Source organism: Rhodoferax saidenbachensis (assembly GCF_001955715.1).
Classification (GTDB): Bacteria; Pseudomonadota; Gammaproteobacteria; order Burkholderiales; family Burkholderiaceae_C; genus Allorhodoferax; species Allorhodoferax saidenbachensis.
Genome location: NZ_CP019239.1, coordinates 4,011,599 through 4,034,118 on the forward strand (window position 1 = coordinate 4,011,599; position 22,520 = coordinate 4,034,118).

The following is a 22,520-nucleotide window of genomic DNA, read 5'->3' on the forward strand; positions in this document are numbered from 1 at the left end:
TTCCCGAGTGCGAACACGCCCTAAGCCGCGGGCGGTGGGGCCGCCGCTTGCAGGGCTTCCAGCCATTGCTGGGCCGCGGCAGGGTCTGCGAATTGCGGCACCACCGTCCCTTCGGGCAGCGTGAATCCCTCTGGCAAGGCCATGCCTTCCGGCAACTTGAGGTTTTGCAGCAGGTTCTCCGGCACATCGAATTTGGGAATATTCAGCTCAGGCATGGCAGGTGGCTGGATGGCCGCCAACTCCGACTCCAGCGCCTGCAGGGGATCGGCGGGCAACCCGAGGTCTGCCGCGGTGGGCATTTGCAACTCCGGTACCGGCGGCAACGACAGACCATCAGCCGATAGTGCGTCTGGCAATCCGCTGGGCAAGCCTTCCGGCATGGCCGGTACAGCGCCCGCCTCTGCAGCTGTTCCGGCCGCCTGCGCCGGTGCTGTGGTCGACGTACCCGCGGGCGGTGCTGCACCGGGTGCTGCGGCCGCAGGTGCAGCCTTGTCCGCAGCGGCGGGCTGTGCGGTCGGGCTCGGCGATGCGGTGCCTGCTTGCGTGGCTGGCTCTGCAGGTGCGGGCGGTGTTTCTCCCGCTGGTGGCGCAGCACCGGGAGCCGCGCTGGCAGATGGGGAAGCTTCCGGAGATGGCGCCTTGGCCGCATCCGCCGGGGCGGCACCGCCTGCGGCGGCTGGCGCTGTTTCAGCAGCGGCACCGGATGCTCCAGGCGCAGCGCCTGCAGGTGCGGCTTGTGCAGAAGCTTCTTTGGCTGCACCCGCTTCTGATCCGGCCGCTTGACTTCCACCTGCGCCAGGCGCCGCACCCTCGGCGGCCGCAGGTGCGGCAGCCGCTTGCGCTGCTGCGGCTGCGGCCGCCTTGGATTGGCCGCCCTGGGCGACCACTGCGGCGTCCATCGTTGCCTCGGCCTTCACCGCTTCGGCCCGCGCCACCTGCGCTTCCTGCTTGGCGCTTTCCACCTTCTTCTTGGCATCGTCTATCAGCGCCTGCCCCTGATCGCGCAGCTTTTGCGCCTCGGCATACGCCTCTTGCGTCTTCTGGGCCATTTGCTCGGAGGCTTCCTGCGCTTTGGCCTTCAGCGCATCTACCGGTGCTGCCACCGACGCCAGACTCTCCTCCATCTTGGCCTGCACCGACTGGGCCGCATCGGCCGCGGGCTGGAAGGCCGCCGTCGCGTCGTCCTTCATGGTCTTGACGGCATCCAGTGACTGCGTCATCTGCGAGCTGGGGCCTTCCTTGGCAGAGTTGACCTTGTCGGCCGCGGCCGCGGCTTCGTCGTGGGCTTTTTGCAATGCGTCCTGTACGGGCTGGCCGGACGACTGCAAGGAGTCTGCTTCAGACGTGGCGGAGTCGGCTGCCTCTTTGGCGCTGGCGCCTGCCTGCTTCATGCTGTCCTGCACACCGGACACGGCCTGGCTGGCCTGCTGCAGCATGCTGCGGGCCGATTCCAGCGCGGCGGTGGCTTGGGTCTTGACGCCATCGATACGCGCCTGCAAGCCGTCGACCTGGCCTTTGGCTGCGTCCAGCGCCGCCTGGCCCTGTTCAGTGAGCCGATCCACCGTGCTCTGGGCCTGCGCCACTCCAGCTTCGAACTGCGCCGACATACGCACCGCGTCGCCGCTGAGTCCTGCAGCCCGGTCCACCGCGGCCTTGGCCTGGCGCACAACATTACGGGCCTGTGCAAACAGCCCATCCATAACCCCCAGCGCCTTTTGCAACTGCACATGGAACTGCTGGCGCAGGTCTTCCGCCATGGCCATCAACTTAGCGGGCGGCTCATGCACTTTGACCTTGAGCACATCAATCTGCTGGTGGACTACACGCATCTGCTGCTTGACCAGGTCCATCGGTGGTTGCATCTGCGCCTGCACTTTGGACACCGCATCCAGCAACTGCGTGCGCATGGCTTCGATCTTGTCGTGCACCGGCACCACGGCGGTTGCCTTGATCTCAACGACCTTGTCGTGCACCAGCTGGATTTTTTCCAGCGGCTGGGCTGCGGCCAAAAAGTCGTCGCGGGCCTGGCGCACCTGGGCCAGCAGCGGATCGGGTTGCTGCTTGACCTGCTCCACCACGGTGTGCATCTGCTCGGACACCGTGTCCATCTGGGCGCTGGCTTGCTGCACGGCGGCCTTCACTTGCTCGAGTACGACGATGACCTGCGCGATGCTCTGGCGCACCAGCTCCACCACCTGCGCCAGCACGGGTCGCAGACCCTCCACCTGCACAATGGCTTGGTCGAGCAAGCCAATGGAGGTATCACCAGCCGTCTTGACCGTGGTGCGCGCGGTGGCGATGGTGGTCTTGATGCCGGGGATCATGCCCTTGACGCCCATGAACAACGCGCGCGCCGCCACCATGGCCATGGAACGACTGACATACTTGGTGCAGACTTGGATGGCGTTGTCACACAGCGCGTCAGCCTGCTCCATCTCGCGGGCCGCCTGCGCCAGGCTGCGGTCGGCTACCACCATGAACTGGCGTATCGTGTCCTGCACCTGACCAATGGTCACCTTGGACAGGTCGATCTGCTTCTCCACGATGTCAAACTCTTCCGGCAGGCGGTTCAGCAGTACCTCCAGGTTGTCAATCTCGCGGACCACGTCCTGCAGTGCGTCCTGCAAACCATGGATGGCATGGTCCACCGCGGCCACGACCTCGTCCAGGCTGCGCTTGAGATTGGCGACGATGCGCTCCAAGCGTTGCAACGCCGACTCGATGGCGTCCAGGATGGCGTCCACGGTCTGCGCCACCGTGTCAATTTGCTCGACGACGGTGTCGAGAGCGGACTCCACTTCGATCACCGGGTGCAGCACCGCATCGATGAGTTCGTTGATTTTGTCCTTCAGCGTGTCACCCAGGCCGCGCAGCACCTGCAGCTCGGCATCAATGCCACTGACAGCCGTGTCCACGCGTTCGACAATGGGGTCCAGCGCACCGCTGACCTCGTCGATCAGCGCGTCGACCTTGCCACGCACATCCTCCACCATGTCACCGACCAGTTGCTCGGTGGCATCCACTTCACTGCGGATGTCGGTGGCCGTGGTGGCGAGATCGGCGTCTGTGTTGTCAATCTCGGTCTGCACACTGCCGACCAATTGCTGCACCTGCAGTGCAATCTGGGCCTGGGCCGCAGCAAAATCGGCGGGACGGGTGGTGCGCAGTTGTTGTGCACGTTGCTGCAGTGGTGCGAGTTGGTCGGCAAAGGCCTTCATGCGCGGCCCCAAGCCACGGGCCTTGTCCATCAGCCCCTGGCCCAAAGCGATCACCGATTCCACGCGTGGCGGAACCGCCGTCACGTCTGGACGGATGTCGGCCACGCGTTGTGGCAACCCCTGGGCCATGGTCGCGATGTCCTGCACGTCGGTCGTAACGCCGGCCAGGTTTTCGCCGACCGCGAGCAGGCGTTCACCCATGTCCTTGAGCTGGTCCGCGACCCCCCGCGCCTCGGCGGGTAGTGATTGCAACGCGGTGAGTAACGGCCCTGCCAGAGCCTGTGGATTCAGAGTGTCCTGCAAACCCTGGATGGCCTGCGCGATACCGGTGACCTTTTCCACCACCAGGTTGACGGTGTTGGTGGCCTCGTCAATGCCCCCAACCACCTCTTCTTCCAGCGTGGCCTTGGCTTTCAGAACCGCATCTACGACCTGGTTGGCGCCTTCTGTGATGGCGTCGGTCGCCTTGGTAACGAGCTGCATGGCGGGTTACTGTCAGAGTGCGTCCAGTGTCTTCTTGACGTTGCCGCCTGCCTCCGTCATGGCTTCTTCGATCTTCGGAATCTGCAGAGGGGCAGGTTCCAGCGATACCCCGGCCTGATCAACGCCGCCAATGGAGACATCGATCTGCGCTAGCGTCTGGTCAATCTCTGGAAGCACCTGGGCATTTTGGAGCTGCACCTCTTCCAGTATGGGCAGCAACGGGGCGATGGGAGGCTTGTCTGGCAAGGTGTTCAGATTCACTGGGGGTGTCTGTGCCTCAGGTCCCGCTTCGGCAGCCGGGGGCTCTGGCCAGCCGGGCAGCATGTGGGATGGCACACCCTGAAGACCCGAAGCAGCCGTCGGCATTTGACCCGCCAGAAACTGGCGCATCAGCTGAATCACTTCGGCATCAGACAGCATGGCGAGATGTCCTGGTCAACGCGCCTTCACGCGCGCGGTTCCTTGATGCCGAGCAATGAGAAAAACCGTTTGATGTCACCTTCTTCGCGCACAATTTCCTGCATCAGGTCCACCAGAGACATCCGTCCCCAGCTCACTGCACGTTTGATCAGGTAAGGCGTGGGGCTGTGTGGTTCCGTCTTGAGCAGGTACTGCGCAGCGGCTTCCAGCATGTGATAGGCATCTTCGCGACTGTTGATGGGTCCCATGGCGTAATCACTTTCTCTGGATGAAGTGGCTGTCGGCTCGGTTATGTCGTTGTTTGTGACTTTCACCGGAGCACTCGATCCCACTGCCTGTGGCTCGACGGGAACTGGGCTGGGCTTGGGCTGCGCAGCCACAGGCGCGCGACCGTCAATCAGGGTATCGCAGACGCGCTGAATGCGCAGCAATGTCTCATGCACTTTGGCCACACTGGGGGCCCGCATTCCCATTTTTTCATTGAGGGCCTCGGAGAATGCTTCCCAAGCCGTCGCACTGGCGCCCAGCAGATTTTTATTGGCAATCAGAATCTGCAGGTTGTCATTGTGGGTACCCGCCACGATTTCGGAACGTGTCGGGATGGGACTGATATTGGCCGCCGCTGACTTTTTGGTTTCGGGCTTGCGGTTTTCCAGCGCTAAGGCCTGGTCCCAATCAAACGCACAGACAGTGCTTGGCATGCGTTCGGGCAGCCTCATCAGCGACACATGCAACATCAAGACCAGCGGAAGGTTTTCATTGATCCAGAAGAATGGCGCAGCGCGAGCCTCATCGTCGTCCGCCTCGATCTGCGGGTGCGCGGTATCCCAGTGCCGCTCCACCAGCCCTGTGAGCAGTGCCACCGCTGCATTGAACCCCGCCAACTGGTACTGGTGTATCCACGCCTCGCACAGCCATGCAGCCACCTGGAAGTCTTTGGATCGCGAACGCAACATGGAAGCCGCATTTTCCGCAACCGCACGCCAGTCAGCTTTTTTGATCGGCCGCTCCCACTCGCGCATGGGCAGTCGGGCGTCTTCTTCTTCGCGTGCATCGCGAATGGCCATGTACTGCGGGTCATACCGCATCGATGGGCCCGCTGGAAGATCGCCGGCTATGGGCTGCAGCAGGGCTTCAATATCGGGTTGGAAATCGGTAAACAGGTCCATGCGCATATTGCTATGGTTTGCTGAATTCAGGGGCGCGCGACGGGAACGTTCCAGGCCAGGCGAGTGGTGTGCGTTTGCCAACCGCTGAGAGCGTGAAGCGCAGGAACACCCGGGCGCGCACATCCGGTTGCCCACTTTTGCCAAGCTCAGTACCCGTCCCCATGGGGAACTCCATGCGCAACAACTGCGTGCGTCCATCGGAACGTGCGCCGGTGTCAGCCTCACGCTGGCTCTTGATCATGCGCAACAGAGACCAGGTATCGGTAAATCGATAAATCACCGACTTGCCGTCCACACTCATATAGGGCTGCTGTGGATCTGCAAACACGTTGCCCGGCGCATCCTTGGCCACCCGCAGAGTGAGCGTGACGGGCATCCCGGGTTCCCAACGCAGCGCGCGGGGTGGATCCCGGAATCGGAGCGTCTGGGGACCTATTTCCAGCGCCCAATCGATCACCTTGTTGCCATCCAGCTCAGCGCCCTGATTGACGCGGAATTCGGCAGCGATGTCATACCCCGCCACGACACCGTCTTCCACAGGATAAAGCGGCGCCATGAAAACGCGGGCACGTTCGTACTGGTCAGAAAACCTGCGCATTTCCTGCGTGTGTGCCAAAGATTGTTTGTCCAGAGGTGACGTTTTGAGGACACGCGCCATCTTGTCAGAACTACGGAACAGTTGCCCGACATCGTCAAAATCAGCGTCGATCAAATCCTTGCCATTGGACACGGCAAACGGTGGGCGTCCAGCAAGAAGTCGATTGAAGTTGTAGGCAAAGTCAGACCACAACTCCTGCTGCTCGGTGTAGCGCAGGTCCGTGCATCGTTTGAGTAACGCGGTGTAGACCTGAAGGTGCCGTATTGCAAAATAATCTGTCGGTCGTTTGGACGGCGCTTTGGTGGCCAGTTTTTCGGCACAGGTATAACGATCTACGTCCACGCCAACCGTCATGAGGAATTGCTCATACGCGTTCAAGCTGCTGTTTGCATTCTTGGTGCGGTAACGCTCGACTTCGCGGTTGATCGCTTGCCAGCGCGTTGCCAGTTGCCCCTCGGCAGCGGCTTTGTCCAATGAATTTAGGTACACCTCGGCTTGCCGTCCCAGTGTCTCCACGCGGCTGAATTGTTGGGCCAGATACTGCGTCATGGCCTGCCCGTCCGTCACGCCAAGGGCCTGCAGCAGGGGACCTTGGTCGCCCGTCCAATAGGAGAAGTCTCGCCCTCTGATCGCGTACAAATCAAATTGATTGAGACTGGAATCCAGTTGCCGTAATCGTGCCTGGGCATCTTGGGAAAGCAGTTGCTGAATACCATCGGCAACCCGATAGAAGCCCAACTCTGTAAAGAAGCCCTGAAGCTTGGCCAGCCTGCCACGCGCAGCTTCAAACGTCATCGCATCCGTCGCACTGGCCGGATCCACACGTCCGCTGATACCCAGTGCGGCCACGACTTTGTCATTGCCCAAGCGGCCAAACTGGTCATTCACAAAGGTGACAACACTGGGGCGCGCTTCCGGAGGGAATTTGACCAGCGATTCATTCATGAAGCGTTTCTGCTCATCGACCAAGGCCAGTGCCTGGTCCAGCTTGGCCGTGTCCCACGTCAGGATGCCCAGTGTGGGCATTTCCGGAATTTCACGATCGCTGGTCGCGACCATGAACGGTTGTGCCAACAAGCCGGTCACTGCGTCGCGCAACGCAAGGCGTTCGGGCGAGAGCAGGAAGCGCGATTCCTTATCTTGCCAAATGATGCCGCTATGGCCTTCTGCATTAAAGCGGCTCGAAAATTCGGCACTGAACTTCACAAATTCGCTATTGGCATATTGATTGACCTGGTCTGCGGCTTCCGGGCCCAACAAACGGTCTGACTCCGTAATGCGCGCCATCACCTTGTCATAGGAAGTCCCCAGCTCCAAGGAAGGCTTGTGCATCCATTCACCACGCCCCGCTGCGAGCAAGCTCTCCTGGCTTCGCATGAGGGAGAGAATTTCCTTGTACCCGGCCACAGCCTGCGCATAACCGATGGGACGTGAGTCGGTAGACAGCAGTCTGTTAGTCAGGGCAGCTAACTGCCTTTCCAGCACCAGCAGATCATTGTTCACAAAAACACGTTGATCTAATGTTCCCATGCCTTTGGCCAATGAGCAGCGTACCGCGTGCCGAATGTGGTTCACACTCAGTGCCGCCATGCCGGCCGACGCGTTGGCTTCGTTGCCACGGAAGAAGCGGATGCTCTGGGAAATATTGCCTGGCAATTCCGTGCCTAGGGTGTACTTCACCAACAGGCGCAGGTCATCCGCGCTATTGGCGTCGGCTTGCTGAAGCCGCTGCATGGCCCCAATGGCTTGTTCAAGCTGCTCAACCTGTGACAAGTACTGCTGCACAGCGGCGAACTCAGGTGTGCTCTCTATGGCCAGCGTGGGCACATGCGTTGCCCCCTGCTCAACCCGAGGCCCCATGCAAAAGCCGCCAATAATCAACTCGGATGTGCTCTCATCCTGCTCCACCCCGGTCAATTCAGACGCACGTGCATACAGTTCGCGCCGCAAAGTGCCAATGGCAATCTCGCCGAACTCCCGCTCCACACGCTCTACAACGCGGGTGTCGAGGTTATTCCAGTATGACCAGGACCCGGGCATCAGCACGGCCCAGGTTTTCTCGGCGCCCAGGTTTTCTATCGCACTGAGCAAGGCCAGTGTTTTGGCCTTGTACCACTCCGGAGGGATGGCCGTACCACGGCTCATCATCTGATTGCGGTACTGGTTGTCCACCTCAATCTGCTTGAGCATCTTGGCGATGTCAGGGTTACGGTTGCTGAGCTGCACAGTAGCAACTACCAGACCGATACTCCAGCCACCCAAAAGCACAACGGCCGCCACCCGGGCAACACGTGACAGCATCGGGCGTGTCAGTTGTTGACGCGACGGCCTTGCAAGACCGTACTCAAGGAAAATTTTCTTTTCGAAAAGATCACGCAAGAATGCGGGCTCTTGCATGAGCTGGGACACCAGATCACTTGCATCCGGTATTCCGTCAGACGCTTCCTGAGCGACATCCTGTTCGCCAGCAAGCGCGGTTCTCGCAGCCAAGCTGCTGTCCCCGGTAAAGTAGATTCCACGGAAGAAAAATGGCTCGTGATAGGCGCTGGGCCGCATCAACTCATCTGCGTAGGCCTGCAACTGGCTGCGCAGGGCGTCAACACGATTGGGCAACAGGAAGAAGCTGCTCGAGTCCACCGCCCCCTTATTCGACGCGAAGAGTTCTGCTGTGGTGTCAGAAATGGTATGAACCACACTGTTCATGGCCTCGCCAATCCAGGAGCCCTGGTAGGTGGTGGACAAGTCATACGGCGATGACCACCCCAACATGCCAGCACGCATCGTTTCAGGGAGGGCACGCGAGAATGCTGAAAAGCCTTCGATTTTTTCGCATCCGGACACCGTCACGTAAACGGCGAAACGCATGGCGAAGCGGTTTTGCGCAAGCCAGAGGCGACGGTGGGCCAGACGCGCCAGCTTGACAAACTCGAGAGTGGAATCAGGGCTATTGTCCAACAGCATCTCTGCGGGGACAGTAATCACCACCGAGTCAAAAGGACGCTGCGGCCGGTAATTGCGACACAGGCCCAAAAACTCATCCCAAGGTTTCTCCGCCGCATTTTCGTCATCCGGAGAGCCCAAATACGCCCCCTGCATTTCGACCACAACGCCTTTGTCGAAAAAATGCCAGGATATGCCCTGGGTCGTTGCCGCCGATGCGGCCTCGGAGCTGAGTGCGCTGGGTACACCGGATTGCTCAATCGGCAGGTTCCGTTGTCCCATTCCTTCATTGAGCACCAAAACCCAGGGAATTCCGTACCGCTCGGAGCGCGCGGCAATATTTCCCTCAATGAGCTCTACCGCCTGGCGAAAGGAGTTACGAAGCGAGTCAAACCGGAGTTTGATCAATTTGGGGTCGGTGCCGGGCTTCGCAGCGGATGCCCGCGTCGCGAAGTAGAACACGACCCCCAGACCCAGCAAGGCCAGAACAATCAGGATGGCAACGGCAATTAGAAACCTGTCGTCGGTCAGCATAGGTTCTCTCGCTCGATGCAATCAAATGTGCAGTTCATTTTGGGGTCTCCTGTCCTGCCACTGCATTGCCTTGCAGCGCTTGTTGCACTGGCCAGGTTTGCCAGAGCCAGAGAATCTCGGAGATAGCGATTAGCGCCGCCAGTCCTATCAGAAACATGACAGACCATTTGCTCAAGGTCTGCATTTTGCGTGGCGCCAGATGGGACAGCGTGCTGGCATACGCACGCTCCGACAACACCCGATCCCGCCCGGACAAATCGGCAGGTCGCTGGTACACGAACTGGAACAACTCCGCCCGATAGCCTGCAAACCGACCTTCTCCTGCCGCCCCTCGGTATTTGCCCTGGAACCCCAGCGCCAAGGCAGAAAGGTAAAGTGCGGCAATCGGTCGCACAGAGGGTTCCCGATTCGAGAGCATTTCTTCAATCTTTTCAAAGATTTTGTCTCCGGCAACGCTGGTGCGAAACAGTGCCCCCTCCAGCAGATGCTCAGTCCAGCAATCTCGACCGATCCACGGCGTATGCAACAGGATCTCATCCGCCAAAGCCGCCTTCAAATAACGGGCATCAGCAATGCTCTGCAACTCGAATCGACTGCCTTCGCGTTTGGACTCCAGGGTCTGCAATTCAATCAATTGCACCAAGTTCTTGCTGACCAGCTTGGCCGCGGCGTCCGGATTGGACTCTCTGGTTTCAATGGCACGCATCTGCGCTTTGGACACTTCTTCAAAGAATGCCCTGAATTGCATGATCAAGTGGTCATCTTCCTGGGTTTCTTGGGGTGGACGTGCCATGCGAAAGATGCTCCTGTAAATGCGTCAGCCTTTGACGAACAACACCATTTCCTGCGGACGCTGTGCAGATGCACTCTCGGCAGAATTGCTGATCACCAAAGCTTCGTTGGCCAAGGTCAGGGCGGCATCCGCCTTGATGGAGAACAAGGTATAGCCGGAGCTCGCCCGGACACCCAACTCCTGGGCCGAGTCGATAGACTCACGCTCCGCCCCAAGCACGCGCCGTTCACGCAATGACGCATAGGCCGACTGTGATCCCACGATGGCGCCCCCCATCCAGGCATTCAACTCCCGCTCAGGCTGCCCACGCAAACCCACAATGAGTTGGGCGGACAACCAATCGCTTTGCAACACAATTTCAAATGCACCGTGCCGGTACTCAAACTTGATTTCCCGGTAGTCTTGGCTGATTTCGTCTAACGACGCCTCCAGGGCGTCCAACACAGGGCTCAGGGTGGCAAGGGGGTTACCGTGTTCATACTCCGGAGGAACCACAGGCAAGGCGCCGGGGCGCAACATACTGAGCGGCCCCAGTAAAGTACACAGGGAAACAAACAAACTGTAAGGATGCAAATTGGGGGTGCGCATGACAGCCTCAATTTGAGGCAATCCGGTCATGAGGTTGCGCAACCGCTCGCGTTGCTCCAGATAGGCCAATCTATCCTCGGTGCGAGACGATGGCACCGCTGTTTGTTTAGCCACAAACGCCGCTTTGCCCCGCAATTGCACAACAAAAGCCGACAAGCGCTCCCACAGGGCATCATCCTTGGGCATCACCAACAAGGGGGGAAGCGTTTCTGCCAGTTTGACAACTTCGTTATCTTTGTAGACCGCCCCCAAGCGCAAGGAGGTGTACAAACCAGACGGCGGCCCACCCGCCATCAACGAAAGGTTGGGATACAGCCTGGGAACATCCGCGGGCATGGCCTCCGAAACCTCATCTTCCACCGGACTGGTGGCAACCGAGCGAAAGCGTGATGGAACACCACTTGCGCGCATGCTGCTGGAAACTGGCATGACCAGGTAGATATCGAGCGAGGCGTTTTCCATCGCTTGTGTATGGGGCGCTAGATCCAGCTCCAGTGGCCCGTGGGCCGCCTGCTCAGCGGAATAGACAAGAGGCGTCCCATCTGGCAGTGTCGCTTCAAGCAAACTTACCCGGAACTTGTTGGCGGCCAGCAAGGCTGCATCCATTTTGAATCGCCGCACGCCCCAGGAAAAAGGAGCACTTTGTTGGGTCTGCCAGGCAACCAGAGCGTCCACCCGCGCTGACTCCTGCTGAAAATGCTGTGGCGACAGCAGCATGCCTTCGTGCCACTGGATTCTCGCGGTTGGTGGTGTCAGGTTCTGCATGAAATCACCTTGTTTAATTGGCTGCCTGCGGAACGACAGTAAACGCTTGCGCCCCCAATTGAACCAGCACATCTCCCTGCATCTGGTCCACACGGACCCGGTGCTCACCGGGTGTTAAATAGTCTGCAAAAATCATCGCAGCGGTCACCCTGACAGAGCCAAACTCGCTGGCTGGCAGGCGCAAGGTTTGACCCGGTGTCACTTCAATACTGCGATAGGTCAGGCTCTGGGGAAAGGTTTTTGCCAACTCGGCACGGGTTGCAAACCACTTGGCCGCTGAAAGCCCGGAAACCATGTTGAGCGACGCCTCGTCTTTCAACATCACAATGTCCAGCGCTACAGGGCTATTCAAATTGGCATCGCTAGCGGCACGAATGGATATGCCGCTCCACGCCAGTTTGTTCCCTTTGGGAGACACGAAGTCCATCATCGCCTTTGGAACGATGAAGTCCAAAACACCACATGCGGTCAAATTGACCAACACAAAGAAAAGAAAACAGTACTTGAAAAATGTATTGGTCATGTATATGCCGAATTATCTATCACAGCCCCCCTTGATAACACAAGCGTGTTCCCTAGGGGCGGGCCGAGGCCCATGCGCTGCCCCACGCCGATACCGGCTATGGTCACCAGCGCCGCCAAGATCACAAAAATAAGGAGTGCGGCCAGTGCACTGAGCTTGGTAAATACCAGCTGCACAGGGCGCGGTCCAGCCTCATCCTCTGGGGCGGGGGCGACGCGCTCAGAGGGGAGTCCCCGGCAGACCAGCACGATCAGAACACAACCGCACAGCATGGATAACAGATTGCGGGGGCCCTCACAGATCAAATCCACTGCCAGGAAAAGCGCCAACGCCGCTTCGACTGGCAGGTTCAACATGGATAGCACAATGCTCCCCGAGCCAACGGCCACAATGCTGTTGCTCCCGGACGAAACGAAGGCCGCTATGGTTGCGCCCAGACATATCACGGCCAGATCGGATGTCGCCAAATCATGGCCGTAAATATTGGCCACAAAAACTGCAAGCAATGCGAAATACACCGCCGAGCCCGTGCGCACAAAAATGGAAGCGGCAGGAACGACCAACTCCACAATACCTCGGCTATATCCCATGGTTGCGCTCATGGCACGAATGGTGTCAGGAATGCTTGCCGTTGAACTGGCGGATGTCAGGCTGATCAATGCCGGGGTTTTAAGGCTTCGCACAACATGGGACAAGGTGCCCCCCGAGCTCTTCCACACCACGCATATTGCCAACAAGGACAGCAACAGCGCCAAGCCGATGAAGGACGTGAGGAAAGAACTCATGGCGTGCAAGGTTTGCGGCTCTGCACGGGCGGCAAAATCTGCAGCTATACCAAAAGCCAGCAGCGGGATAAACAGGTTGACCCTTGAAATGATCACCTCAAAGGTTCTGTAAATGGCATCGAAAATGCCCATCAGTGCTCCATTCGCCGCCTTTGGCATGGATGCAAACGCGAGTCCAAAAAGAATCGCGCAAGTCAAAATCCCCAATGACTGGCCCATCGCCAGGGCCCGGAAGAAATTGTCAGGCAGGGACGTCGACCACAGATTTTGCAAGCCAGAGGAGGGCGCATCCATGGGGCCATACAAACTGAGCTCGACATTGCCCGCCTGTCCATCCGCGCCTTGAACAACCGAACCCAAATAGGCCCGCTCATCGGGGGAGATGTGTTGCCCTGGCCCCGTGACCACACCATATGCGGTGCCGGCAAGCGCACCGGCAACAACCAAGCCGATAGCCAGGGCAACAATGAAGAAGCTCCGCCACGCAGGCGATGGCAATGCAAGTACCTGGCGCAAACCGAAAAACGTGGCAACAACCATGAGGGGAATTGACACCAAATTGACCAGTGACAAATAGACCTGTCCCAGCACCAACAGGGGGGCACTGGCAGAAGGCACGGACCAACCGACGAAGCCACCGGCCAGCAGGCAAAGCAGTATCGCTATGGGGCTTGCAGCAAATGCCTTCAAGAATCCCATCCCGGCCTATTCCACCCGCGTTCCATCGCGAATTCAACACTGGCACGGGCCAATTCCAACGAGCTGTCAATCAATTGCAGTCCCGATAAGTCTGCGTACCGACTGGCAATGGGTATCTCTGTGCAACCCATGATCAGCGCTGTGGCGCCTTGGGCGACCATGTCCTTACAGGCTCGACCCAAGTGGGCACCGCCGGCCTCTAGCTGTCCGGCCTTAATGGCCCGAATACACTGGTCCACTTCAAGCTGCGCGCCATCCGGAGCCGGAATCAGGAAATCAATTCCCTTGTCGTGCAACTCACGTTGATAAAACCCGGACAACAGAGCGCCGCGCGTCGCAAAAATACCCACCTTGGACGCAGAGGAAGGCTGGATGGCCGCCACACACGTCTTGCCAATATGCAGGATGGGGACTGCACTGTGGCGAGTCATCGCGTCATACCAGTGATGCGATGAATTGCAAGGTATGGCGATGACACCCACACCCGCATGATTCAGCACTTCGATGCCAGCCAGTAGTTGCGGCAGTGGATCGCGCCCTGTTCCCAAAATTGCGCTGGACCGGTCATGGATATGCGGCAAGCTGGCCACCAGCATAGGGATATGCTCTTGATCGCGTGACGCGTTCGTCAGCTTGATCACCTTGTCCATGAAGTCCACCGTGGCAGATGGCCCCATTCCTCCGAACACCCCAATGCGTGACATGGTTCAGGGCTCCTATATACGCAAAGGTCGTGCACAGACAATAGACACTGCTGCACTATTGCCAATCACAAGAACCAGGGTACGCAGCATGTCACACAGTGGATCGACAGCGAGGAACAGAATAAACGCGGCCTCAAAAGGCAAGCCCAGGTAACTGCTGGTCAATCCCACCAGCGACACGGTAAGCAAACCGGTCATGCCCGCTGATGCAAATCCCGCAAGAATGGAAGAAGACATCACCACAGCGATTTCTGTCGGCCCCAAATCGCGCCCGTAAAGCTGGGCAATAAACATGGTAGCTGCCACGTAGTAGATGACCGGGCCTATGCGCAGCAGGGACACGCTCAAGGGGACCAGAAGCTCCACCCTGGAACGGGCAAACCCCAGACGATCCACCAGTCCTTCAATCATGATGGGCATACACGTTGCACTGCTACGTGTAGCCAGGGCCAGGGCGAATGGCCCGCGTAGGGCACTCAAGGTTTGCCCCAAGCTGGCGTTGGATCGCTTCCAGATGATCAGGGTTGCCAAGACCAATGCGATCAACGATGCAACACAGAAAGCTATGACAAACTGTGCCATGGCCTGTAACGGGCCTATACCCGTTTTTGCCATCTGCGACGCGCTCATGCACAACAGGATAATGGGCAAGGGATAGTTCAACCATCGCATCAGTGTTTGACAGGCGTGGTAAATGGTTTCGAGCGATTGTGTCAGCCCGTCGGAGATACGGGCCGGCACCTGTCCGACCGCAAGACCAAATAAAAGTGCAAACACCAGTGCCTTCAGTGTCTCCCCGCTCGCAAGGGAAGCAAATATGTTGGATGGCACGATACTGACCAGCACCTCTGCAAAGGTGACCGACTTTGTCGGCGGATCCACCCCCTGCAAGCTCATGACCGTGTCACTGGAGTTCAAATCATTCCCGACGATTTTCCCGAAGGTTTGCTTGGTCTCGTTCGAAAGGTTTTCACCGGGTCGCATAACCATCAGGGTTGCGGCACCCAGAGCCGCTACTGCGATCGAGAACACGACAAAAACGATGCCGACACGCGCCAATAACCCTCCAGCGCCTCCCTCGCGAAATAAGCGCTGCAAACTAAAAATGACCGCCGACACCATGAATGGCAAGGCGATCATCTTGAGCATGTCTACGTAGACATCGCCCACAAACCCTAGCCGAAGCGATGCCTCAGGCTGGTACAAACCCAGTGCAAACCCGCCACCCAACATGGCAACTACAACCCAGGGGTTCAGTGCAAACGCGTAAACCTTCTTGTGATCCAACATTATGTATTTCCGTTCGTCGCTTAGTGGTCTACGGCCTTGAGGACCTTGTCAATGGTGAGTTTTACGGAGCCCTCTGCCAGGAATTGATTGACGAAAGCCAGCAATGTCGTGTCCTGGATTCCAACTGCTATCCCCAGGGTATCTTCCAGATCCCGGAAAGTCACCGTCCGCAGGTTCAATGACATGGTTGGATCACTTTTGAGAATGCTCTTGACTTCGAATTCATCCCGGTATGCCGCCACAACCTGACCTTTCTCCACGGCGGACAGTACGTCCTGCCAACTAGGAAACTCCCGGATTTCCGCAGTGGGGAAGTTTTTGACGGCGTAATCGGCAAAAGAAGACTTGGCAATGACGCCTATGGAGCCGGTGAAACCTCGAATCACTGTAGGCAAGGACCGATCACGGGCCAAGCTCGCGAATTTCACGCGATTCAAAATAAACGCATGGTTCAACCGTAAATAGGGGTCCGAAAAACTGATGGCCTGCGCTCTCGCCAAGGTGCGTGAGAGTTTGCTAATGCCCAAATCCGCTTCCTGACGCACGATGACGTCAACCACTTCATTGAAACTTGGGGCACTGCGGTCAAAACGCACCGTAACTTTCAACTCCTTGGCAATTGCCTTCGCCAGATCGACCTCCAGCCCGACGAGCTCACCATTCTTCGTATAGAAAAATGGAGGACTATCAACACTACGCATTGCCACTACCAATTCACCGCGATTCACGATGCGCGCAATATCCGGCGCCAGAAATCGTCCATCTGCAACCTTTACCAACACCGACGACGTAACAGCCGCCTTTGGAGCTTCTGCCACCGGGGGTGGCGGGGCAACGACTGGCGCCGGCGACGCTGCCATGACCTCTACGCCCATAAGGAGCCCCAGGGACATTGAGACCACCCATCGCGCGGCAATGGATGGCATGCTGATTTTCTTGAATGGTTGAACGTTACACATAGCGCAGTCTGTCAGGGAGTGTTGGGAACAAGTGGAGCCACGAGCGTCGCCGGATCAGGCAGCTTTGGCGCTTTTACGGCAGGTAGTTTTTTGGGAATATTTTTCACGTTGAGATCGATGGATTCACCCGCCATCTTCTGGCCGATAGAGACTCCGGCGACGAACAGCAACACGCACAGCGCCGCCAGACAAACGCCCGCGAGCATGACCATGCGCGGCGTAAAGGTAAATGTGTACTGCATAAATAGTTACTCTTGCTCTACGGGACCATCACGGTCATTTGCCCCGGCATCAGGATCTGGATAACTCCGCCCCAATTGCACATCAGCTTGGAAGAGTTCTGCAAACTGGGCATGCCACCCACCATCACTGTCGGAGCTCCTGGCGCCCAAGGCGCCACTGTAACGGGAATACAAGGCATGGGCGTCAGTACACCAAGGGCCGCTGCCGTCGCTGCCGCCACCATGGGATTCGCGGGGCAATTGCACATTCCAAAGGGAGGAATATTGACCATGGGCTTGTTGTCCATGATATTGGCGGCCGGTGCCCCGGTCATTACCTTGTTGGCCGGCAAAACCGACAGAGCGCTGGGTGCCACACCAAAACTACACTGTAGATTTGCGCCCGCCGCCACCTGAATTCCCATGCTCAGCCTTTCACGATTTGTTCAAGCCTTTGCATAAGGCCTGGTTTTGCACTTGCCGTCGATATCTCATCGCCGTTTTGATCAAAGCGCCTTAGCGCCGAGACAGGCCGTCCCGCCTTGTAATTTTGGGACTCCAGCATGGTGCCATCAGGCCAGTACCGCGTCAAAGGTCCATCCAGTAAATCGTCCTTGTACAGCGCCTTCTGTAGCGGTTTCCCCTCACGGCCATAGTCAATCGCCTCTCCCTCCTGCCGACCGGCCCGAAAATGCGCCCTGCGGACAACACGCCCTTCGTACATGGACACCACCTCCCCTTCGAGCAGTCCATTCACGTAAAACTGCGTCATGGAGACATCTCCGGCAACCGAATAGGCTGTGCATGGGCCATGCATCTTGCCGGCTTGGTAACTTTGCTCCATCAGCAAGCGCCCATCCGTATAAATCTGCGTGAGCCCCTCCTGAACGCCCCCCTGGTAGTTCGCCACTTGCTGCAAACGACCGTCCTCGTCACGCAACGTCAAGACACCCTCCAGATCACCTTGCACGTAATCGGCTTGCACGGTGGTTACGCCCTCCGCGCCAAATGCAGAAAACGCCCCATGCAACTTTCCGTCCTGCAAAGTCGCCTGCTGCTTCAGCGCACCATCCGCCCCCCGTTGCTCAGAAATACCCGTGACAGCGCCTCCGGCATTGATGCCTTGCGCATCGCCGGGGCTGGTCATGGGCGTTGGGAGGGATTGCGCCATATCAGTTGATCTTCACCAGCCCGCCCTTGAGCGTGAGCATGCCGCCACCATCCACCGTTTGCGTGGCGGACGCCTTGCTGTTCACCATGGCCCCTTCGTTGTCCAGGGTGGTGCCTGCCTTGTTTTTTAATCCCGTGCCCGCCTGGTTGGTCAGTTCGGTGCCCGCTTTGTTGGTGAGCGACGTGCCTGCCTCTGTTGCTACGGTGGTTCCTGCTTTGAACGAAATCGATCCCGTCACATCAATCACAAGGTTCCCCTTCACCTTGAGTTCAAAATTACCGGTCACCGCCTGGCTGAAATCCGCCTTGTTGGTGTGCGTCTCGTTGCCCGTCACTGTCAAGGCGCGTGTCCCCTTGACGTTGTGGATTTCCTTTCCAGTCTGGACATCAATCGTGCGATCGCCCTTCTCCAGGGTGTGTGTTTCAGCGCCTTTGTGCAAGACAGTGTCGAGGTTGTTTTCGATCTCCACTTTCATGTCTTTCTGCGCATGAAAGTAGAACTCCTCCGCATCCTTCTTGTCTTCCATGCGCATCTCGTTGCCCGCAGTGCCTTCTTTCGAAGAGCGGGACTTCATCGTGCTTTGGGTCTGCATGGAAGGCAGATCTACCGGGGGCTTGTTCTCCGCGTTGTAAACACTGCCGGTGACAATCGGCCGGTCCGGGTCACCATCTACAAAACTGACCACCACTTCGTGACCGATGCGTGGAAGAAAAAGATTGCCCCACGCCTTGCCTGCCCAGGACTGCGAAACACGCACCCAGCACGAACTGTTTTCGTCTGTCACCCCGACCCGGTCCCAATGAAATTGAATCTTGATTCGACCGTGTGCATCTGTCCAGATTTCTTCCCCCGAAGGTCCAACGACCATGGCGGTCTGGCTTCCGGCCGCCCTTGGCAACGGCGTCTGGCGAGGGGGGCGAAACGGCAGCGTCGCGGCAAAGGCCACAAAGGCGTTGCTGTATTGGCTTTGACTGGCCCAGTGCGTCACTGTCTGCAACACGAGCGCGGTGTTGAGCGCGGCTCTCGGGTGGTCTACCAGGTTGAACTTGGTTCCCACCATCAGTGGGTAGCAATAACTTGTGCCCCGACAAACCGCTTCCTGGTGCTGACTCGCTTCGGAACGCACCGTGGCGCGCTGCGTGCCATCCGCCGTCACCGCGTGCTTACCCGGAAATTCAAAAAACTTGCCTTTTCCCTTGGCGCCAGCTACTTCGGTTAGCAAGGGTGTTGTGGGCTTAAGGTAGTTGAAATCACTGTATTCGAATTTTTGCGTGACCAACCGGTTTTCGTAATCAAGCCGGTTTACCACGTCCATTCTGCGACGTCCGCTCTGGTCGGGAAAATACTTTAACTCTTTGGCATTCGGGCAAACGATATAGGCACTCGCCGCATCCGCGAGAACCATGGTGTGGCTGCCATTCTTGAAACTGAAGAAGTAGAAGATACCTTCCTCTTCCATCAGCCTGGAAATGAAATCAAAGGCTGTTTCGTCGTACTGGACACAGTACTCGCGGGAGCCATAAGTGCCGGACAGCTTCGCCTCGAACACCACACCAAAATCACCCAGGACAGCCTTGATGATGTCGGCAGCCGTCTTGTTCTGATAGATCACCCGGTCCCGGCTCAAGGTCAACAACCACAATGTAGGCACCAACTCAGCCGTATAGAGCGCAAACGCACTGTCACCCCCGGCATACATGAATCGCGACACGATGCCGTTGAAATAGCGCTCAGGACCTTTGGCAACGGCCATTTTTACCGTAACCGTTGCACCAATGATGGTGGCCGGATTCAGTCCAGCATCGGAAGAACGCATGGACAACGCAAATTTGAATGGCGCGGAAATCGCCTCAACCCCCTGAAAGGTATCCAGCAACAGCACATCGGCACCGAATGGTGTCGTTACGCTCAAAGGAGAGTTGGTTTGCTTGAATCCTTCACGCATTTTTGGCTAGCCCTGCGCCTCAGAACCAAATGTGAATTCGAATGCTTTACGCGCATCCATCTGGATACGCACCGTGCTAAAGGCATCCGCAATCGCAATGCGCTCCAACACCAGCCGTGACAGCTCAGGCAAAAGCGCATCGGCCAGAATGTGATCAACATTCCGCGCGCCACTGTCGACCTCCGTACATCGTGCGGTAACCGTGTCTTCCACAGCGCCATCCCAACTCAGCGTTGCATTGTGATTGCGGGCGAACCGCTGGGCCAGTTTCTCAAGCTTGAGTTTGACAATGGCGCGTATCTGCGCATCTTTGAGCGGGTAGTAAGGCACGACGGTCAAACGCCCCAGAAACGCGGGAGAAAATTGCTTCAGAAGTTCAGGCCGCAACGCATCGATCAATGTCTGCATGGGTGGCCTGACGGCACCCGCACATGCATCTGTAATCACACTCTGTGCTGCGTTGGAAGTCAGCAATATCAATGTGTTTTTGAAATCAATCGTTACGCCTTCCCCGTCTTCCATGGTGCCTTTGTCAAACACCTGAAAGAACAACTCCAGTACATCGGGATGGGCCTTCTCCATCTCATCCAACAGCACAACGCTGTAAGGTCTGCGACGAACGGCTTCGGTGAGTACACCGCCCTTGCCAAACCCAACATAACCGGGAGGCGCCCCCTTCAGACTGGATACGGTGTGCGCCTCCTGGAATTCCGACATATTCACCGTGACCATATTGCGCTCGCCTCCATAGAGCGCATCTGCAAGTGCGAAAGCGGTCTCTGTCTTGCCCACGCCGCTAGGACCGACCAGCATGAATACACCGACGGGTTTCTCGGGGCTATCCAGATCCGCACGTGAGGTACGTACCCGCCGCGATATGGCCTCCAGCGCCTGGTCCTGACCAACTACCCGCTTCGCCAGACTGTCTTTCAGGTTAAGCACCGCGTGCAATTCGTCCGCCAGCATTTTTCCAATCGGTATTCCGGTCCAGCCCGAAATGACGGAAGCAACTGCGGCAGAGTCAACACATACCGAGACCAAGGGCTCGTCATTGCGGATCGCTTCCAATCCTTTTTCAAGACGTGCGAGGCCCGTCGACATCCACTCGGCACCGTCCTCCTTGTCAGAGTCCAGGGCAGGAGTCATTCCACGAATGCGGCGGCGCAATGCCAGAATCTCTGCAACGGCGAGCTTCTCTTCTGCCAGTTGTTCGCCCAGGCGCTCTTTCTTTTGCGTCCAGAGAACCTTGTCCTCTGACAGCGCCGCGTGTGCAGCGCTGTGGTCGGTGCCCGTGGCCATTTCTCTGGCGTAGGCACGCAGCTGATGGTCTGCGTTGGAGATCTTGCGCTCCAAAGCCTCCAGTTCCGGTGGAACACCGTTTTGGCTAATAGCCACCCTGGCGCAGGCAGTATCCAGGACACTGATGGCCTTGTCGGGCAATTGGCGTCCGGTGATGTAGCGGTGTGAGAGTTTGACGGCATCGCGCACCGCCGCGTCGTTGATCTCCACGCCATGGTGCGTTTCCAGCGTCGCAACAATTCCGCGCAACATGTCAACCGCCGTATCTTCGTCGGGCTCATCCACCTTCACGACCTGGAATCGCCGTGCGAGTGCGGGGTCGCGCTCAATGTACTTTTTGTATTCGGACCAGGTTGTTGCTGCGATAGTTCGCAGTTCACCACGGGCCAATGCGGGTTTCAAGATGTTGGCCGCGTCACCCTGCCCCTCTGCGCCTCCAGCCCCAATCAATTGGTGGGCCTCATCGATAAACAAAATGACGGGCTGCGCAGATGCCTTGACTTCCGCGATGACTGACTTCAACCGGTTTTCGAACTCTCCCTTGATGCCTGCGCCTGCCTGCAGCAAGGCCAGGTCCAGCGATCGCACAGCCACGTTTTGCAACGAAGGCGGTACCGATCCCTGCGCAATACGCAGCGCAAATCCTTCCACCACCGCAGTCTTGCCCACGCCAGCCTCGCCCGTCAGAATGGGATTGTTCTGGCGTCGTCGCAAGAGCACATCCATAATTTGGCGGATTTCATCATCTCGGCCTTGCACAGGATCCATTCGCCCAGCACGCGCCAGCGCGGTCAAGTCCACCGTATAGAGGTCCAACGATGGCGAGGTACCACCTGAACGTCTCATGCTTGGCATTTGGTGTTTTGGCGCTTCGGTTGTGTTTGCTCCCGCGCTCACCGGCTCAGGCTTCACAACACCTCCGCTCCCACCCGCGTTCTCTGTAGAGTCCCGCAGCAATGCGCCAAAATTAGTACGCAGGTTTTCCCTTGGGATTTGCAACAGCCCAGGGGCCGACTCAAGGAGTACACCACGCAGACTATCAACGTCCAGCGCAGCCAACAACAATGTGCCAGACCTGACTTGTTGTTGACCCAAAAGCATCGAACTCAACAACCAGGCTTCTTGCAATAGAGGTGCCAATTGGGGTGAAAGTGCAGGTGTGCGCCCGTTGCCCCGCTTGAATCCATCCATTGCACTTTGCAGCTGCCGCAATATGGCATCAGCCTTGATGTCGTACTGCGCAAACACCAAATGAATGTCGGGCGCATCCGTTTCGATGAGTTTGAACAAAAAGTGCTCAATATCAACGTTGTAATGTGTCTGCTGCACGCACAGCTCGGCGGCACGCTCAAGCAAGCGCTTGCATTCCGGATTCAACTTGCCCAGCAGTGTGCGAATATCAATGTCCATGGAATC

16 protein-coding genes are annotated in these 22,520 nt (G+C 57.8%); all 16 read right to left on the reverse strand.

What is annotated here, in order from left to right; genetic code table 11:
- Positions 1 to 20: 20 nt before the first annotated feature.
- The 16 genes from RS694_RS19025 to tssH are packed head-to-tail and all read right to left on the reverse strand — an operon-like array spanning position 21 to position 22,514.
- Positions 21 to 3,701, reverse strand: coding sequence for a coiled-coil domain-containing protein (locus RS694_RS19025; protein WP_037246810.1), 3,681 nt, complete (start codon positions 3,699 to 3,701; stop codon positions 21 to 23).
- Between the two features lie 12 nt (positions 3,702 to 3,713).
- Positions 3,714 to 4,121, reverse strand: coding sequence for a hypothetical protein (locus tag RS694_RS19030; protein WP_029706659.1), 408 nt, complete (start codon positions 4,119 to 4,121; stop codon positions 3,714 to 3,716).
- Positions 4,122 to 4,147: 26 nt separating this feature from the next.
- Positions 4,148 to 5,290 (reverse strand): type VI secretion system protein TssA, encoded by a 1,143-nt coding sequence (gene tssA / locus RS694_RS19035; protein WP_029706661.1) that lies wholly within the window; start codon positions 5,288 to 5,290, stop codon positions 4,148 to 4,150.
- A gap of 10 nt (positions 5,291 to 5,300) precedes the next feature.
- Entirely contained in the window at positions 5,301 to 9,362 is a 4,062-nt protein-coding gene (locus tag RS694_RS19040) for a type VI secretion system protein (RefSeq protein WP_029706662.1), read from the reverse strand.
- 34 nt (positions 9,363 to 9,396) lie between these two features.
- Positions 9,397 to 10,155, reverse strand: a complete 759-nt coding sequence (locus tag RS694_RS19045; protein WP_029706663.1) for a DotU family type IV/VI secretion system protein — start codon at positions 10,153 to 10,155, stop codon at positions 9,397 to 9,399.
- A gap of 24 nt (positions 10,156 to 10,179) precedes the next feature.
- Entirely contained in the window at positions 10,180 to 11,508 is a 1,329-nt protein-coding gene (tssK, locus tag RS694_RS19050) for a type VI secretion system baseplate subunit TssK (protein ID WP_029706664.1), read from the reverse strand.
- 13 nt (positions 11,509 to 11,521) lie between these two features.
- Complete coding sequence (locus tag RS694_RS19055; RefSeq protein ID WP_051391756.1) at positions 11,522 to 12,031, reverse strand: hypothetical protein; 510 nt, start codon at positions 12,029 to 12,031, stop codon at positions 11,522 to 11,524.
- Positions 12,028 to 13,515, reverse strand: a complete 1,488-nt coding sequence (locus RS694_RS19060) for a dicarboxylate/amino acid:cation symporter (protein WP_051391757.1) — start codon at positions 13,513 to 13,515, stop codon at positions 12,028 to 12,030. Before RS694_RS19060 ends, RS694_RS19055 begins: the two co-directional genes overlap by 4 nt.
- Positions 13,503 to 14,219, reverse strand: a complete 717-nt coding sequence (gene cuyB, locus RS694_RS19065; protein ID WP_029706667.1) for a cysteate racemase — start codon at positions 14,217 to 14,219, stop codon at positions 13,503 to 13,505. The genes RS694_RS19060 and cuyB overlap by 13 nt, the downstream gene beginning before the upstream one ends.
- 12 nt (positions 14,220 to 14,231) lie before the next feature.
- A complete protein-coding gene (locus tag RS694_RS19070; protein ID WP_420805924.1) occupies positions 14,232 to 15,509 on the reverse strand; it encodes a dicarboxylate/amino acid:cation symporter in 1,278 nt (425 codons plus the stop codon).
- Between the two features lie 20 nt (positions 15,510 to 15,529).
- A complete protein-coding gene (locus tag RS694_RS19075; protein WP_081708569.1) occupies positions 15,530 to 16,435 on the reverse strand; it encodes an ABC transporter substrate-binding protein in 906 nt (301 codons plus the stop codon).
- Between the two features lie 44 nt (positions 16,436 to 16,479).
- Positions 16,480 to 16,710 (reverse strand): hypothetical protein, encoded by a 231-nt coding sequence (locus tag RS694_RS19080; protein WP_029706670.1) that lies wholly within the window; start codon positions 16,708 to 16,710, stop codon positions 16,480 to 16,482.
- 17 nt (positions 16,711 to 16,727) lie between these two features.
- Positions 16,728 to 17,114 (reverse strand): DUF4280 domain-containing protein, encoded by a 387-nt coding sequence (locus tag RS694_RS19085; protein ID WP_029706671.1) that lies wholly within the window; start codon positions 17,112 to 17,114, stop codon positions 16,728 to 16,730.
- Positions 17,115 to 17,116: 2 nt separating this feature from the next.
- Positions 17,117 to 17,860 (reverse strand): toxin-antitoxin system YwqK family antitoxin, encoded by a 744-nt coding sequence (locus RS694_RS19090; protein WP_051391758.1) that lies wholly within the window; start codon positions 17,858 to 17,860, stop codon positions 17,117 to 17,119.
- 1 nt (position 17,861) lies between these two features.
- Entirely contained in the window at positions 17,862 to 19,805 is a 1,944-nt protein-coding gene (locus tag RS694_RS19095; RefSeq protein ID WP_029706674.1) for a type VI secretion system Vgr family protein, read from the reverse strand.
- Between the two features lie 6 nt (positions 19,806 to 19,811).
- On the reverse strand, positions 19,812 to 22,514 hold the full coding sequence (gene tssH, locus RS694_RS19100; protein ID WP_029706675.1) for a type VI secretion system ATPase TssH: 2,703 nt from the start codon (positions 22,512 to 22,514) through the stop codon (positions 19,812 to 19,814).
- Positions 22,515 to 22,520: the final 6 nt, after the last annotated feature.

Bases quoted from the DNA above. Each gene is read 5' to 3' on its own strand.
- RS694_RS19025 (WP_037246810.1), bottom strand. From the start codon at position 3,701: ATGCAGCTCGTTACCAAGGCGACCGACGCCATCACAGAAGGCGCCAAC.
- RS694_RS19030 (WP_029706659.1), bottom strand. From the start codon at position 4,121: ATGCTGTCTGATGCCGAAGTGATTCAGCTGATGCGCCAGTTTCTGGCG.
- tssA (WP_029706661.1), bottom strand. From the start codon at position 5,290: ATGGACCTGTTTACCGATTTCCAACCCGATATTGAAGCCCTGCTGCAG.
- RS694_RS19040 (WP_029706662.1), bottom strand. From the start codon at position 9,362: ATGCTGACCGACGACAGGTTTCTAATTGCCGTTGCCATCCTGATTGTT.
- RS694_RS19045 (WP_029706663.1), bottom strand. From the start codon at position 10,155: ATGGCACGTCCACCCCAAGAAACCCAGGAAGATGACCACTTGATCATG.
- tssK (WP_029706664.1), bottom strand. From the start codon at position 11,508: ATGCAGAACCTGACACCACCAACCGCGAGAATCCAGTGGCACGAAGGC.
- RS694_RS19055 (WP_051391756.1), bottom strand. From the start codon at position 12,031: ATGACCAATACATTTTTCAAGTACTGTTTTCTTTTCTTTGTGTTGGTC.
- RS694_RS19060 (WP_051391757.1), bottom strand. From the start codon at position 13,515: ATGGGATTCTTGAAGGCATTTGCTGCAAGCCCCATAGCGATACTGCTT.
- cuyB (WP_029706667.1), bottom strand. From the start codon at position 14,219: ATGTCACGCATTGGGGTGTTCGGAGGAATGGGGCCATCTGCCACGGTG.
- RS694_RS19070 (WP_420805924.1), bottom strand. From the start codon at position 15,509: ATGTTGGATCACAAGAAGGTTTACGCGTTTGCACTGAACCCCTGGGTT.
- RS694_RS19075 (WP_081708569.1), bottom strand. From the start codon at position 16,435: ATGCCATCCATTGCCGCGCGATGGGTGGTCTCAATGTCCCTGGGGCTC.
- RS694_RS19080 (WP_029706670.1), bottom strand. From the start codon at position 16,710: ATGCAGTACACATTTACCTTTACGCCGCGCATGGTCATGCTCGCGGGC.
- RS694_RS19085 (WP_029706671.1), bottom strand. From the start codon at position 17,114: ATGGGAATTCAGGTGGCGGCGGGCGCAAATCTACAGTGTAGTTTTGGT.
- RS694_RS19090 (WP_051391758.1), bottom strand. From the start codon at position 17,860: ATGGCGCAATCCCTCCCAACGCCCATGACCAGCCCCGGCGATGCGCAA.
- RS694_RS19095 (WP_029706674.1), bottom strand. From the start codon at position 19,805: ATGCGTGAAGGATTCAAGCAAACCAACTCTCCTTTGAGCGTAACGACA.
- tssH (WP_029706675.1), bottom strand. From the start codon at position 22,514: ATGGACATTGATATTCGCACACTGCTGGGCAAGTTGAATCCGGAATGC.